Annotated in this window: 10 protein-coding genes; 1 reads left to right on the forward strand and 9 read right to left on the reverse strand. The window is 43.2% G+C overall.

Annotated features, from left to right (window positions below; genetic code table 11):
• Positions 1-6: 6 nt before the first annotated feature.
• The 4 genes from QNM18_RS22280 to glmU form a co-directional block, all read right to left on the reverse strand.
• Positions 7-1,227, reverse strand: a complete 1,221-nt coding sequence (locus QNM18_RS22280; protein ID WP_284138484.1) for a lanthionine synthetase C family protein — start codon at positions 1,225-1,227, stop codon at positions 7-9.
• A gap of 200 nt (positions 1,228-1,427) precedes the next feature.
• Positions 1,428-3,557, reverse strand: coding sequence for a peptidase domain-containing ABC transporter (locus tag QNM18_RS22285; protein ID WP_211012627.1), 2,130 nt, complete (start codon positions 3,555-3,557; stop codon positions 1,428-1,430).
• A gap of 28 nt (positions 3,558-3,585) precedes the next feature.
• A complete protein-coding gene (locus QNM18_RS22290) occupies positions 3,586-4,830 on the reverse strand; it encodes an HlyD family secretion protein (RefSeq protein ID WP_211012628.1) in 1,245 nt (414 codons plus the stop codon).
• A gap of 134 nt (positions 4,831-4,964) precedes the next feature.
• Positions 4,965-6,326 carry a bifunctional UDP-N-acetylglucosamine diphosphorylase/glucosamine-1-phosphate N-acetyltransferase GlmU gene (gene glmU, locus QNM18_RS22295; RefSeq protein ID WP_284138485.1) on the reverse strand — a complete coding sequence of 454 codons (1,362 nt, stop codon included), beginning with the start codon at positions 6,324-6,326 and terminating at the stop codon, positions 4,965-4,967.
• A gap of 830 nt (positions 6,327-7,156) precedes the next feature.
• Between glmU and QNM18_RS22300 the strand changes: the two genes are divergently transcribed.
• The gene (locus tag QNM18_RS22300) at positions 7,157-7,351 is read left to right on the forward strand and encodes a hypothetical protein (protein WP_211012630.1); all 195 of its coding nucleotides are present in this window, start codon (positions 7,157-7,159) and stop codon (positions 7,349-7,351) included.
• Between the two features lie 121 nt (positions 7,352-7,472).
• On the opposite strand, the gene QNM18_RS22305 is transcribed toward QNM18_RS22300, so the two are convergent.
• The 5 genes from QNM18_RS22305 to QNM18_RS22325 all read right to left on the reverse strand — a co-directional run bounded on the left by QNM18_RS22305 (position 7,473) and on the right by QNM18_RS22325 (position 15,103).
• Complete coding sequence (locus tag QNM18_RS22305) at positions 7,473-10,565, reverse strand: efflux RND transporter permease subunit (protein WP_284138486.1); 3,093 nt, start codon at positions 10,563-10,565, stop codon at positions 7,473-7,475.
• Complete coding sequence (locus tag QNM18_RS22310) at positions 10,562-11,608, reverse strand: efflux RND transporter periplasmic adaptor subunit (protein ID WP_211012632.1); 1,047 nt, start codon at positions 11,606-11,608, stop codon at positions 10,562-10,564. Before QNM18_RS22310 ends, QNM18_RS22305 begins: the two co-directional genes overlap by 4 nt.
• 189 nt (positions 11,609-11,797) lie before the next feature.
• Positions 11,798-13,096 (reverse strand): CapA family protein, encoded by a 1,299-nt coding sequence (locus QNM18_RS22315; protein WP_211012633.1) that lies wholly within the window; start codon positions 13,094-13,096, stop codon positions 11,798-11,800.
• Positions 13,083-14,348, reverse strand: a complete 1,266-nt coding sequence (locus QNM18_RS22320; RefSeq protein ID WP_284138487.1) for an MFS transporter — start codon at positions 14,346-14,348, stop codon at positions 13,083-13,085. The genes QNM18_RS22315 and QNM18_RS22320 overlap by 14 nt, the downstream gene beginning before the upstream one ends.
• A complete protein-coding gene (locus tag QNM18_RS22325; protein WP_211012635.1) occupies positions 14,345-15,103 on the reverse strand; it encodes a class I SAM-dependent methyltransferase in 759 nt (252 codons plus the stop codon). The genes QNM18_RS22320 and QNM18_RS22325 overlap by 4 nt, the downstream gene beginning before the upstream one ends.
• Positions 15,104-15,579 lie beyond the last annotated feature (476 nt).

The raw sequence follows: 15,579 nt of genomic DNA on the forward strand, positions 1-15,579 counted from the left end.
GTACTCCTATACCATCAACAAACAGTCTGTCCAACTAACATCGTCATCTAACAAACTAACTAGCCCACACCCTATGCCCGCAAAGCCCATTAAAAAGCCGTAGTCAACTTCATGCTCTTTGGTCAAGCCGTTAAACGAGTACAAAGCTTCAAGTCCGCGTTCACGGTATTCATTTAAGCTGTAGTCAACCCAGTATTGCGTTGCTTTCACTAACTGCGGGTTTGGCATGCATTGATTCACAATTTGAAAGATAAGTGCCAGCCCAACAAATCCGTGGCATAACCCTGCATCATTGATATAGCCGCTTTTAGCGTCTCGTTTAGCTGCATGTAAGGCAATTTCCAGCGCGCGATCAACGTAGCTTGGGCGATCTAACGCCTGACCCGCTCTTGCCAGTATCAAGGCAATCGTGATGTCACCATAACACCAGCCCAAACGCGAGTTCGGCTCATCTTCGCCAGCACATGAGCCATAGCACGAAGGCGCATGATTGTGCCCAGTTTGGTTTTCCAATAGCCAATCACATGCGCCTGATACCAATTTAGCAACGCGCGCTTGTAGTGATGGGACTTTCAGTGCCGGTAGGAGCGCCCCGATCATGCCAGGTACACCATGCGCAAGCCCCAAATTGAACTCAGGCTTCTCTTTGTCATCAGTATCAAATCGATATACTGATTCTTTAGGTTGTGACCAAGCGATGTGACCGTTGTCAAAATACGTCGCGGTGCTCTCAAGTCCAGACACAATAATATCGAACAATTTAGTTTGGTCTGAGTACTTACTACGTCTGGCAGCGTAAGGCGCATAGCCAGATAAGCCCAGCACCATTTCAATTTCACCTGGCCACGGGTTGTAATCTAGAGCTTGTGTAAACAGCTCATCAACATCTTCAAGCAACTCGGCGTCATAATCATCTTGATCCGCTTGATTCAAATACTCTAATACCCAAGCTTGACCCGCAAGGCCCGTACTCAACTCAAAGCTTTGCTCAGCTAACTGCTCTTGTAATAATTCCAGCTTCTCTGAGAAAAGTGCTTCATCAACGGAGCTAGGATCCAACTGATGCGCTTTAAAGAGAAACAAAAGTTGTCCAGCAAGCCCGCTCAGTAGACCGTTTTTTAATTCTGTGTCGGTTTGAATATTACGGCTGACTTCTTGCGCTAGAACAGTGATGATGTCACCAATTTCCTGCCGTTGGCTGTCTGTAATTAGTAGTTGCTCTGACATGGTCTTCCTTAATTAATAAATCTTTATTTTTTTTCTTGTATCAATAAAAGCTAACTTAAATCATGAGGTAGCTCAATAGAGAGCGTTCTTCTTATCCTCATTTATACCGCTTATATTGTATCTATATGTGTTTCCTGCAGCCTGTTGCTTTCACCTATACGCAATGCTTTCTGGGTATAGGTGAACTTCGCAAAAACAAGCTACTCGCTTTGTGCTTCAAGCTCTTCCGCGTGTACTTTTTGTAATCGGATCTCCCTATCTGCTGAGGCAATCGTCTCTTTGCGGTGCGCAATGATCACTCGAGTCATATCCAATCGACTAACCGCTTCGTTGATGTCTGACTCTAAAGACGTATCAAGGTGGCTTGTCGCCTCATCCATAAAGAGAATTTTGGGCTGCTTATACAGCGCTCGCGCTAAAATAATGCGTTGTTTTTGACCACCAGATAGCGATGAGCCCATATCACCGATTAAGCTGTCATAGCCCATCGGCATTTGACTGATATCATCATGAATTGCAGCAAGTTGCGCACAATACACGACACGTTCCATATCAATGGGTGTATCAAAGAACGCAATATTGTCCGCGACCGACCCAGATAGTAATTCATCATCTTGCATCACTGCCGCGATTTGCTGGCGGTATTGACGCGCCCCGATTTGATCAATCGGCACATCGTCAATCAATACATCACCGCTTTTAGCCTGATTTAACCCAAGCATAATTTTAAGCAGCGTTGATTTACCACAACCTGACGGGCCGGTAATGGCTACTGACTCACCTGGTGCGATATCTAAACTTAACTTGTGCAGGACATCAGGTGTTGCATCTGAGTATGCAAAACAAATATTTTTCAGCTCAATTTTACCTTCAACGACATGTTTTTTAAGCTGCTCGGGCTGCAACGTTTCTTTGTCAGTCAAGGCGATATCTGCGATACGATCAAAGTGCAACCCAACCATTTTAAACTCGATAAGCTTTTCAATAAGGTTGGCTGTCTTGTCCATAAATTGACGCTTATACGACATAAACGCAAAGAGCATCCCGGTACTAAATCCACCTTCTAGTACTAGATGCGCAGCCAAATACACCACAAGGATGTTTTCAATACCAAAGAGCGCGCGGTTAATGGCATCGTATCCAATTTGGAAGTTACCCAGACGAATGCTTTGGTTAATTGCATTGGCATAGCGGTTTTGCCATTGTCCTTCACGCTTCACTTCCGAGCCAAAGAGCTTGATCGTTTGAATTCCGCGTACGGTTTCCATGAAGTTTGAGTTTTCCTCCGCTCGCGCCATGATCTCTTGCTCACTAATATTCCTAAATGGTTTATACATGGCGATCCGCACAAGCGCGTAGGCAATGACGGCGGTCAATACAACTACCGACAGCGTGGGGCTGTAAAAGAAGATCATCGCCAATGTGATAATGGCCATTAAACCATCTATGATGGCTTCAATTACGCCAGTCGTCAGGATCTGTTTTACCTGTTGCAGTGAGCCAAAACGTGATACCACATCCCCCATATGCCGCTTCTCAAAATAAGAGATAGGTAAACGCACTAAATGATGGAACAAATTAGCTCCCAGCTGAATATTCATTTGGTTACCAAAGTGCAACAACGTAAACCCACGCAGCGCATTGGTAGCAATTTCAAACACCAGTACGAGGAAAAAGCCTGTCGCCAACACTGTTAAGAGATTGGTATCACCAGTCAAAACCACATCATCGATGACAAGTTGAATATAATAGGGGGCGGCAAGGGTAAATACTTGCAGCAAAATAGACAGTAAAAAGATCAATATTAGAGAACGTTTAAGGCCAGTTATCCGACTCCAGAAGTCGGCAAACCTTAAACTAGGTTTCTTTTCTTGTTTCTCAAAGCTCTTTGTCGGTGTTAGTTCAAGCGCAACACCCGTGAAGTGCTTTGACGCCTCTTCAAGAGTAAAAGTTTTTTCGCCCGAGGCGGGGTCATGGATCACTATGCGTTTTTCATTGGCTTTTTTGAGTACCACAAAGTGGTTCATATCCCAATGTAAAATACACGGTGTTTGTAGCGCATCAAGATCTTCTAATTCTATGCGCAGAGGTCGAGAACTGAGTTCCAATTGCTCTGCAAAATGCATGATATCGAGCAGCGTTGCGCCTTCAATGGAAATACTGAACTTTTGTCTCAGTGTTGTGAGATCACTGTGGTAACCGTGATACGCCGCGACCATTGCCAGACTCGCTAAGCCGCACTCAGCCGCCTCTGATTGCAAAATGACCGGTAGCGAATTCCTTGACCAAAACTGTAATTTTTGTACCGGTGAGTTATCTTCCTGGTGCATATAAAGCCTTTTATTATCGTTATTGCAGCTATAGCTGTCCTTTAATACTAAATACCGGATCAAACAACCAACGTAGCAGTGATCGCTCTTCGATAATGATATCTGCATCCAACATCATGCCAGGTCGCAGTGGTGTCGACTTACCATATGCCTGTATATTTTGCTCAGATAGCGTCACGATGACACGATAAGCTGGCTCACTTATCATGCCTGGAACAATGGCTTCTTCAGGTAAAATCAATGAGTTACTAATTTGTTTTATTTGCCCACCATAAATTCCAAACTTTTCGTATGGGAAGGCGTGATAACGCAATTTAGCTTCTTGTCCCGACTCTATAAAACCAAAGGCTGAAGTAGGCACATAAATAACCGCTTGCATCTGACTGTTTTCGGGGATCACACTGAGCAAACGCTCTCCAGTGACTACATTTTTCCCCACTTTGGCTAATAAACCTGTCACGACGCCTGCTTTCGGTGCTCTCAGCTCACCTAAACGCTGTTGCTCGACTGATGAAAGCTGGATTTCCATGTCTGCACGCTGCGAATTCAATTGATTGATACGCTCTGCATGTTGCAGTGGCAGCTTTTCTAGTTGCGTGTCGTATTGCTCTATTTGCGCCTGTAGACTCAATTTTTCAGAGCGAATACTCGACGATTGCTGTTGCAGCGATAATAAGGTGTCTTTTTGTCTTTGCAGTTCCAACTCTGAAATATACCCAGTACCTTTTAAAGTACTGATTTGACCCACCATTTGCTCATTTAACTCCAATCGCTTAGTAAATGTCTGCGACTGATGATTTAATTCCACTAAGCGTTTTTGCGCTGTCGTTTTTTGTTGTTCTAACTCGGTCAAATCAAGGCGGTATTGTTGCTCTTGTTGGGCTATTAAACGTTCAAGATTTTTCAATTGAAATGAATATTGATTGAGTAGCGTTTGATTCAGCTCTAACGCTTGGGTGCTGTGTTTGGCAGATGCAATACGCAAGATGGGCTGATTTGCAGCAACAAACTGGCCCTCTTCAACCAATACTTCTGCAATGATCCCTTCCTGTGAAGCAACCATGCTTAATACCCCTGTATTGGGTTCTAAAACGCCAGTAACCCGCTCTTTACGGGCGTAACTTCCTAAAGTTAGGTAAATAATGCTGACGATCACTACAAATAAGATCAGAAAGGTGAGTGTTTTAAACACAGGTGGCTGAACTAAGCTCACAGCTCCTTCTAATCGGTGTCGCTTGTTCTCAAGTACTTCTTTGCGAAAGAGATTTTCCATAATAACTTGTACACCCGAATTAATTGTTTTTATTGTTAAATATTAATTAACCCCTACGCTAATGTATCACTTTAGAATCCAGAAAGGAATCTGGTACAAAAAAAGGGAAATAAATTCCCCTTTTCACCTTATCGCTACGATTTTTTTACCGGTCTTTGCCAACCAGAAATATTTCGTTGCTTACTTCGTGCTACAGCCAACTGTTCATCTTGTACTGTGGTTGTTATCACGGAGCCAGCTGCGACAGTAGCTTGTGCACCAATAGTTACAGGGGCAACCAATGACGAATTTGAGCCAATGAATGCGCCATCGCCAATGATTGTTTGTGATTTATTCACACCATCATAATTGCAGGTAATTGTACCAGCACCAATATTCACTTTCTCGCCAACTTGCGTATCGCCAAGGTAAGTAAAGTGGTTCGCTTTCGACCCAGATCCAAGTCGTGACTTTTTCATCTCGACAAAATTACCAACGTGGGCATTTTCTTCCATCACAGCACCCGGGCGCAATCGCGCAAACGGACCAAGTGTACAATTGGCTTTAACCTGTGCTTCCTCGACCACTGAGTTAGCTTTAATTTCTACACCATCACCAATAGTACAGTCTTTTAGCACACAGTTAGGACCGATGCGTACATCATTGCCAATGACAACTTTTCCTTCGAAAATGACATTTACGTCAATTTCAACATCTTCACCGGTAGTCACTTCACCACGTACATCAATGCGTGCAGGATCAGCTAAACTAGCGCCATTAATCATCAATTCGGTTGCTTGACGTGTCTGATAAGCACGCTCTAGAGCAGCCAACTGAACACGGTTATTAGCACCTTCAACTTCCATCTCATCATCTGGCTGTGTTGAATTGATCTCAACGCCTTCATTATGTGCCATTGCCACAATATCTGTGAGGTAATATTCACCTTGTGCATTATTGTTAGACAACTGACCAAGCCACTTTTTCAACAGTTCTCCGTTGGCAGCCATAATTCCAGTGTTGATCTCTTGGATTTTAAGCTGTTCTTGCGAAGCATCTTTTTGCTCTACAATACCTACTAACTTGCCGTTTTCACGTACCATTCGGCCATAACCGGTTGGGTTATCCAGCGTCACTGTCAGCACAGCTAATCCTGCTTTAGGCGTCACTGCCAACAATTTCTCTAACGTAGACTGCTTAGTCAGTGGTACGTCACCATACAAAACCAGTACGGTGTCATCATCACCTATATACTCTTTGGCAACAGCCACTGCGTGACCCGTACCTAATTGCTCTTCTTGCAATACCCAGTTCACCTGATTGTGAGATAAACGCGCTTTTAGCTGCTCACCACCATGGCCGTAAACTAGGTTAGTAGCCTTAGCGCCAAGCGCTGTTGCGTTATCTATTACATGCTGAACCATTGGCTTACCAGCAATAGAGTGTAGAACTTTAGGTAATTTAGAGCGCATACGAGTACCTTTACCCGCAGCGAGAATAACTGTATTTAATGCCATCAGTGATGAATCCTTTTTTGAGCTTAAGATTTCTTCACTTATACCTCTCACTTTAAGGTTGTCACTCCGTGTGCCCAACCAAACTCAATCGCAGGGTGAAATATCGTTCAGAAATTATTGCCGATATTTTAACTCGATTTATCCAGATTGATAGTCATAAAGATAAGTTACGTCAAAGAATTGATATAAAATGGTGAGAAAAATCGCCACACATTCTAACAACCTTGCAAATGCGCATGCTCTTATATTACGTAAGAATAGGCTCTGGAGGCTTTCTCAATTCTTCATAGATAACCACGTGATAGCCCTAACTTTATTGATCAAATCCTGCTTTTTGTATACCTGTAATAACTGACGGCTTTCCTCCAATTAAAAACTCAGTATTATTTACCTCATTGAAATAACAGAGGTTCTGTTATAGCAAATGCAGATATCTTCGATTGCTTTAATCTGCGGTTACCACCCTGGGAGCGCAGCATATAGCAATAACAGAGCAGCATAATAATAAGAAAAGAGCGTCAACATAAGACAAGGACACAAGCTCTCACTATCTGTCGTTCAAGGATTGAATGAGTAAGGAAGCTATTTCGTCTCAGCTTTGTATCAAAGCAAAGCTGATAATTTAGTACTGAGTGTCCTAATAGGCTTCGCAAGGAAGCAAGGCCTTTTTATCTCATCTTCATCACTCAAAGCTCAAATCACCAGCCAATGTTCGCCTGTATATAAGGAAAAAATGGGCATCATTTATACCTGTAAGAACGGTCAGTTAAATTCCTGATATACCTCATATACAGTTAGGTTAATTAATAACCAACAGCAGGAATACAAAAATGAAACTAACATTGAAAAAGCATCAGCTCAAAGCCCTTTCTAAAAAAGCTAGTCTACCTATTGATGTCACAGATCAAATTGGTGGTGGTACAGACTGTCCGTCATTTGGTGGTGGTGGTGCTTGTCGTGTTAACAAAATCCACGGTGATGATTTGTGTTTTTCTCTCGGCAACGGTGCATGCCCTGCACACTAATAGCAGCCGCACTTAGCCAGCCGCACTTGGCCAGCCGCCCCATACAATCGCGGTTTGGAGCTCGCTCCAAACCGCCTTTTTTGTACTTGCGACCCCAGCACAGCACCATTTTTACTTGGCGTTATTGTTGTACCGCCTGTTTAATTTGATTCGCGGGTTTGTCAATATTCGCATTTGCAAACCAAGGCGTCGATAACAGGGCAGCCATAAACTGCATGCCAAGTATCGCGTTAATCGTCATTCCCCCGACAATCACAGCGCCTAACCCGCGATAAATTTCAGCGCCCTCAGCAGGGCTTAACAATAGTGGCAACATACCTAGAATACTTGTTCCCGTACTCATATATATCGGTCGCCTGCGGTTTTTAATCGCGCATACAATAGCTTGGGCTTGCGCTAATCCATTCGCCCGGCCAATGCGTACTTGCTCTGCAATCAAAATGGCATTATTGATGACCAAACCAAGCAAGATGATAAACCCAATCATGGTGATCATATCTAGGCTTTGTCCATAAACAATATCTACTCCATTGAGTGCCAAAACACCGCCAAATAAAGCCATAGGCAAACTCATTAAAACCGCTAACGCGAGCTGCCAAGATTTAAGTGTTAACCACAACAACACGCTTAACACGGCTAACGCGCACAAAATTAGTAACAGAAACTCACGCAGAAATATGCTGAGATTATCGGCACTCCCTTGGAACGATACCAATACCGTCTGCTGCGGATCTAGCTGATTTAACTGCGCTTGTACACTCGCCTTCATTTTTTCTACAAATGGACCAACCGCCACTCCTTCGGGCGGCTCGATTGCTAATGCAACAGCCTGATCGCCATTCACCCTAAGCCACTCTGATGGCACCTGTACCATCTGTGTTGTTACCAATTGGTGCAGGTATACCAAGCCATGATCGGGCACCAAAATGGCGGTGTTTAATAAACTGTCGACATCCTTTACTTGTTCACCACTTAAATACATGGGTAAGGATGCACCTTGCGTATAATAGTGACCTAAATACAACCCATCCGTCAGCGTGACCAAATAATCATTCAGTGTCGCTCTGGTTAAACCTAAACGTGCAAGTGCGTTCGGTCGCACTGTGAACTCAATGCGTGTCATATGATTAGACAAAGGCGACTTCTCAGTTATTTTGGCAAGCGGATACAAACTTCTCAGCTGAGACATTAAGGTTTTTCCCATCGACTGCAATTCAGGTAGTGCAGCACCTGACAATTGCAGTTCAATAGTGCGGTTATCAGGTAAGGCAAAATTCAATAACTTGGCCTGCATCACATAACTGACAGTGCCTGGTAAATCGGCCAAAATATCCGTTTTTAGCCAGCTCCTAAAACGGCTCATATCCCAGTCATCACCGGGGTAGAAATACAACTGACACAGTTGAGTACTACAAAACATGCCATATGCGCCGTATTCTGGCGCAAGCTTTGTTTGTTGCGCATGCAGTAAACGAGCTTGAATTTTTTGCGCGATTTGCAGCTCAGCAGCTTGACTAGATAGTGGTGCTTCAAACACCACTACAGCATTGACTTTCTGTTGCTTTGGACTGGGGAGCACATCAAAATCAGGCAACCACATCACGCTCAGCACTACGGCCAAAGGCAATCCTAAAAATAATACACCGTGGCGCACGCCTGTGTGATGTATTGGCGCACTATGCCACCTTACATTTACATCTTTGCGGGTAGCTTTGAGAACGGGCCGCTGACGTAGAAAATATCGAGCCACCGCAGGCAAAACCACCAGCGCAACGATGACTGAAGCCAACAATGCATTGGACACAGTAAAAGCCAAATCAACAAATAATTGTGCTTCTACCGACTCCATCATAACCATAGGTATGAACACCAGAATACTTGATAGCGTAGAAGAGACAATGGCACCTCGAACCTCACGTGTCCCCTGTGCAATAGCCATATGGACAGCTTTGCCTGAAGCTAGGTGACGATTTATATTTTCAATCACAATAATGGCTGCGTCCAATAGCAAACCGGTTGACAATGCCATGCCAGCCAAAGATATTACATTGAGACTAAAATCTCCTATTTTCATCCCCAATATAACCAGAGACAAACACACAGGCACGGCAAGCATGATCAAGCCGACAGACCTCAAATCGCCAAAGAATAGCACCAACATCATACCTGCCAGTGCAATGCCAAGTAATAAGTTGCCATAGACTTGCAGCAAAGCGGAATTAATAGATTTGGCGTCATCACGGCTCAATGACAATTGCATGCCGTATCGTGGTAAAACATCGTCATTAAGCTGTTCAAAAACCGCTTTTACCTCTGCCATGGTGGCCAATGAATCTATATTTGCACCTGGCTCAAGGGTAAAATAAAACGCGCGCTTACCTTTAAACGCCGCATAACCCCATGGCGATGCAGGCCGACGCACTATCTTGGCAATTTCGTGTAACTGGATCACATGCCCCTGACGAACAGCGACATTCACATTACCCAACTCCTCCAGTGGTACTTGCCCGTTAAAGTGCAAGCTGTAATCATGGGAACCAATTACCATTTGACCGCCTGACTGATCTTTTAGTGCAGTCAATGCCGCTGCAATATCTTGAGTGGTTAAGCCCAATTGGGTCAATTGTTGCGGCTGAAATCGAATATCAATGCGTTGCTCAGTACTATTAAAGCCAGTTTCAATACGTGCAACACCCTGAACCTTGGCCAGTGCTGGCTCTATAATTTTCTCCATCACATGAATATAGTCTTGTTTGGTGTGCATTTGTTCGCCATACAACATAGCCGAAGCCAGGGTTAAATTCGCACCGGAAGACTGGTTGATCACACGCGGAGGTAGCACTTGCGTTGGCCAATTTGGTACTTGATTAATTTGCGACAATACCTCTAGATACAATTGATCAAGATCGCTCCCCGGATGAAAAAATAACTCTGTGGCTGCAAAGCTTTCTGATACCACTGACTCGATCCGATTCAAGCCATTTAAACTTCGCAATTGTTGTTCCAAAGGCGTCACTAGAGTTTGCTCGATTTCATCGGCCCCCTTCCCCTGCCAACTAGTATGCAAAGTTATACGTGGCTTTTCGATGGGTGGGAGTAAAGCGCTTTTAAGCGAAAAAACCTGATAGCCAGCAATCACTACTGACATCAGTGCCAAACACAAAATAACTCTGATCACCTGCTCAGATTGGATAAAAGGTCGTGGTGTTGTCATAGTTGATCAATTTCCCTTTGAGCCTGAGTTAAGGCCCCAGCATTCCATTCAGAGACCTCGACAAGATCTTGCTCATTCAAGCCTTGTTTTCCTACAGTCACGACTTTTTCACCCACTTTGAGCGCAGACCTGACAACAACCTGATCGCGCAGGTGATATACCACCTCAGCTTTGATCCGTTCAACACGAACACCATTCGTTAAACGCCATACAAATTGATTTGCGGAGTCTATTTGCAATGCATCATGCGGAATTTGAGTTAAATTTTCCTGCTCCATGCTGATGTGAACTTTTTTACTTTCCCCCACCAGTAGCCCAACCTCTGGAGTCATATCGTATCCGAGGATAAAATTTACGACTTGCTTATTTTCGGACGATATTTTACTGCCTCGCAAAAAGTGCATTGCGCTCAGCCCTACAGCATTAAAGGTTGCCAGCTTTAAACCTTGGCCTCCTCCTATTGCCTGATACGCGTGCATTGGCATATCGCAACTCAACTCTTGGGCTTGTTGCGGCTCAATGATAGCTAACAGCTCCCCTTGGCTAAGAAATTGCCCTGGTTGGGCATCAATTTGGATGATCTGCCCTGAAATTGGTGCCGTATGGCTAAGTTTCTCAATTTTATGCGAGATCACTGATAGTTGTGATTTCAGTCGATGCTTTGCCAATTGAGCAGCTTTAACCTTATTTGCTCTCAACATCAGCTGCTGTTCAGACGTATGGTCTCGGCTTAAATCCTGAAGCCGCTGATACTCGCTTTGCTCTAGTTGGAAGGTTAACTTGGCAGTTTGTAAATCAAGCTCCAGAAGTTCTTTTTGTTTGGCAAGGTAATAAGCGTCTTGTAGTGCGATGACTTCACCTTGCTCGACATAACTGCCGCGAGGCTTAATCCACTTGAGCTGCGCTTCGCTATGACTGGTAATGTGAAATTTATGAAGTGCTCGAGCGTGGCACCAAAGTGGTATTGTAGCGCCCTGCTGCCAATCCTTTACCTCTGCGACCATCACTTGCTTTTCTGCATACGCATTAAAAGAAATAAACATACTTAGTATCAATAAACTAAGTGATTGTATAAGTGGTCGTTGATACATGATATTCCCTCAGTGTTATCTTCCTAGCACACTATAAATTTAACATAAAAGCAACATGTAAAGTAACTGAAATATTTATCAGGAATGATATCGATCACAAAGAAAAAGATGGCACTGCAATGCCATCTGTATTATTGATGATTATATTGAAACAGTTAGGTGGTCTTCACCAAATTGTAACTCTGTACCCAGCTGACGGGAAAGTTGTGCAAACATTTCTAAGCTCGCTAGGCTTGAACTCAACCTAGGCGTACCCAACGTATGCCTGTGCTCCCCTTCGCCAAGGTCACATGGATAAATCTTAAGACTCGTCATCTTGCCATGCTCAAATTCACACACCGGTAAGAATGAAGTCCAATATTCACGGTGCTTTTTATACCCTTTGCTACCATTGCCATCGAGCCGATCCAATACATCTGTCACGCGATTCCCATGTCTTAAGCCAAGTAGCTCATACATCTCCCAAGGTTGCTTGGCGACAGTCAAGTTGTGGAATATAAAATTGCCTAATCCATAAAAGATTGGACAACCCTGATACACTTCCATTCCACGGTTGTGGTGCGGGCCGTGACCAAGAAAGATGTGTGCGCCTCGCTCAATACACTGGCGAGCAAAATGCTGCAAAAATTCAGGGGGTGTATGTGCATCTCCCAATTTCATTTGATGAGAGTGTAAGCTCACCATAACGAGATCACTTTGGCTCTTTGCCTCGTCAATAGACTGGAAGATACGCTCGACATCATGGGCATTGAGAGTATGGATACTTTTACTTTCTGGCCCTTGCTGAAAGTCATAGTCTCCAAAATAAAATACCTGATCCGGATCGTCACTAATGAGACTGCCTTTTTGCGCGGCATAGGCCAGCTCGGCATTGATATCTGTAGATTGCGCTATCTGCTTCAGCACCGCTAAGGCATCAGCAGATATCTGATGTACAGTTTCTACTCTCAGCGGGTTTAAACCTGGACGCCCCGACAGGTCAGGCGTTTGTTCACCTGCGCGATTATGATCATGAAAGGTTGTCGTTGCTGCAACCATCGCCACTCGCCCCCCTTGTGTTTCAAGGTAGGTAGGCGCAGCAGCTTCTCTGAGGTTGTTGCCCGCTCCAGCCACTTTAAATCCCCGCTCGACAAGGTGCTTTGTCGTCATCTGCAACCCAGCATGCGAATAATCCATAATATGGTTGTTGGCCAAAGACAAGGTGTTTATACCTAAAGCAGATAAGTTATCTAAAATGCGGTGATGAGTTTGAGCCCATGTCCCTCCGGAACTGGCTGCTGGAAACAATGTATTCGTCGTGTCACATAAGGTGGACTCAAAGTTACAAAACCGTACATCTGCTTGGTTAAAAAACCTAGCCAACTGCTCAAACTCAGTGCCTTTGGGTAGATCTCTATTGATAAAACAGTCACCTGCTGCAATGACATTAATTTTTGGCATTTTCAGATCCCCCAATCCAATCCGTTCGGTTTGTTACTGTTTTTATGATGATGTACACACCTAAACAGCACGCAGAAAATAAAAAGAACAAAGTAAGTGCTTGAGGTGCAACCAACTTAAGCGCAATTGCAACACCCAACAGTGCCAAAGGTGTGCAGATGTATGCCATTGAAACAATAAACCCCATTACCACACCCGTAGCATCCACAGGGATCATTTCTTGCAATCGCGTTGTTAGGTGGATACTTAACGAGCTAGATATCAAACCAACCAAAAACAACCCAAACCCAACACCGACCCAATTGCTTGCAGAATACAGCAACAAAAAAGCACTACACATAATAAATATCTGCAAATCCTCAATACAAAAACCGAGCATTTTTTTGTTATATATTTTACTAGAAATTAATACACCAACAAATAAACCAAGACCTAAAATAAAAAACAAGTAACCAATCCAATTAATTTCCATGCCTAATATATCTACTGCCAAAAATGGCATTAATGCAGGTATAGGCGCAACAAATATATTCAACATGAAAACCAACAAAACAATAAATTTAATTCCGCTGTACTGTGAGTTATTTAATATTTTACCGATCCCAGAAAAAACGTCTTTCAGACTCAATTTTTTCTGCTCATTGGCTTTATCATCTTGTTCTAGTGAACGCGATATCTTTGATTCACTCCAGGCTGATGCAATAAAACTAAGTCCATTCGCCAGATATAACGCACCAAAACTCACAATCGTAATAAAAAAACCACCAACTGCATGGCCGATAGGGGCTGAAATACGATTTGAAAACTCATACCAAGCATGCCCATCACACAATTCATCCTTAGCGACAGTGAGTTTGATAAGCTTAAGTGTGGCAGGTTTGTGTAGTGACTGGCACACCCCAATTCCTATCGTAATTAAAATTAATGCCATCAATAACCATTGCTTGGCAAACAAGTCTGAAAATATAAACAGTGCACCCAGTAACACAGCTAATACACCCGATATAAGATCGCCAAATATAACCACATTTCTACTTGAACTGCGATCCACCAGCGCGCCACCAAACAATCCCATTAATGCGATCGGTAACGAAGCCGCGATTAAATAAAGCGGGATCGCGGAGGTATATTCAGGGTGTGACTTCAACCACGCTAGTGAGGCTATCAAATGCAATTGACTACCGATAAAGCTGACCAAGCTACCTTGCCACAATAAGAAGAAGTTTCTCTTTTTGATGATATCTGCATTCATGATGCCGCTCTTTGTTTGGTTAAGGTGATCACCAAATCATCCTCTCCAGGCAAGCCATCAAATGATGTTTTTACATCAGAAATAGACAGTTGATGCTTGTGGCACATTGACTGAACAAATTGCTCATCAATGATATTAGTAGTCATCTGATAGTATTCGGACTCACGGGTTTCACAATCAATAAAGCAGAAGAATTTGGTGTAGCCGCTATCTGAATGTTTTTCGGCCCATGCAAGAATGGTCACATTACGGCCAGAAGGAAATGTTTTAGTGGTACGGTAAGTCTTTTCAAACTTGCTAATGTACTCTTCGTTCCACTTTTTTGTACTAATATGGAATACAAATTTACCGCTATCCGTTAAATTATCTCTGATTTTGGCAAAAAACTGATCATATGAGTCAAAATTCACCATGGGTAACGAGTCATATGGAAATAAGATGCAATCTGATACACGCAGGTTTTCACATGTTTCAAATAGGTCATATGAAATATCAATGAACTTGGTTTGCTTGGAAAGCGGTTCTAGATACCGTGCTGATGACTCACAAGGCTCGACCAATAAAAGCTGGCTCGGTTGCTTTTCAACTAAGTGTTTTGTGATGAAACCTTGCCCGGCACCAATTTCAATCACCGAATCCCCTTTACTGATCTGCCCTTTCCAGAAATCTAGCTCGCCTGGCAATGGGTGTCTGGTAAGTTGATAATACTCATTGAGCATACTACCCCAATCACCTTGCGTTTTTTCCTCAATCATATTTTCCTCCTTAATAAAAGATAGGGCTGAGGTGTTCAACACCTCAGGCCACTACAATAAAAACAATTAGTCGATGATGATTACGCGCTCTACCATGACAGCCTCCAAGTTATAATTTGTTTTAATATTCATTGTGTTAATCCTGTTTTGTACCGTTAGTACCTAGTCGATGATGATTACGCGCTCTACCATGACAGCCTCCAAGTTATAATTTGTTTTAATATTCACTGTGTTAATCCTTTTTTGTACCGTTAGTACTTAGTCGATGATGATTACGCGCTCTACCATGACAGCCTCCAAGTTATAATTTGTTTTAATATTCATTGTGTTAATCCTTTTTTGTACCGTTTGTACTTAGTCGATGATGATTACGCGCTCTACCATGACAGCCTCCAAGTTATAATTTGTTTTAATATTCACTGTGTTAATCCTTTTTTGTACCGTTAGTACTTAGTCGATGATGATTACGCGCTCTA

The organism is Pseudoalteromonas obscura, assembly GCF_030135505.1.
GTDB lineage: Bacteria > Pseudomonadota > Gammaproteobacteria > Enterobacterales > Alteromonadaceae > Pseudoalteromonas > Pseudoalteromonas obscura.

Coding starts and splice junctions, on each gene's coding strand:
- QNM18_RS22280 (WP_284138484.1), bottom strand. CDS start 1,227: ATGTCAGAGCAACTACTAATTACAGACAGCCAACGGCAGGAAATTGGT.
- QNM18_RS22285 (WP_211012627.1), bottom strand. CDS start 3,557: ATGCACCAGGAAGATAACTCACCGGTACAAAAATTACAGTTTTGGTCA.
- QNM18_RS22290 (WP_211012628.1), bottom strand. CDS start 4,830: ATGGAAAATCTCTTTCGCAAAGAAGTACTTGAGAACAAGCGACACCGA.
- glmU (WP_284138485.1), bottom strand. CDS start 6,326: ATGGCATTAAATACAGTTATTCTCGCTGCGGGTAAAGGTACTCGTATG.
- QNM18_RS22300 (WP_211012630.1), top strand. CDS start 7,157: ATGAAACTAACATTGAAAAAGCATCAGCTCAAAGCCCTTTCTAAAAAA.
- QNM18_RS22305 (WP_284138486.1), bottom strand. CDS start 10,565: ATGACAACACCACGACCTTTTATCCAATCTGAGCAGGTGATCAGAGTT.
- QNM18_RS22310 (WP_211012632.1), bottom strand. CDS start 11,608: ATGTTTATTTCTTTTAATGCGTATGCAGAAAAGCAAGTGATGGTCGCA.
- QNM18_RS22315 (WP_211012633.1), bottom strand. CDS start 13,096: ATGCCAAAAATTAATGTCATTGCAGCAGGTGACTGTTTTATCAATAGA.
- QNM18_RS22320 (WP_284138487.1), bottom strand. CDS start 14,348: ATGAATGCAGATATCATCAAAAAGAGAAACTTCTTCTTATTGTGGCAA.
- QNM18_RS22325 (WP_211012635.1), bottom strand. CDS start 15,103: ATGATTGAGGAAAAAACGCAAGGTGATTGGGGTAGTATGCTCAATGAG.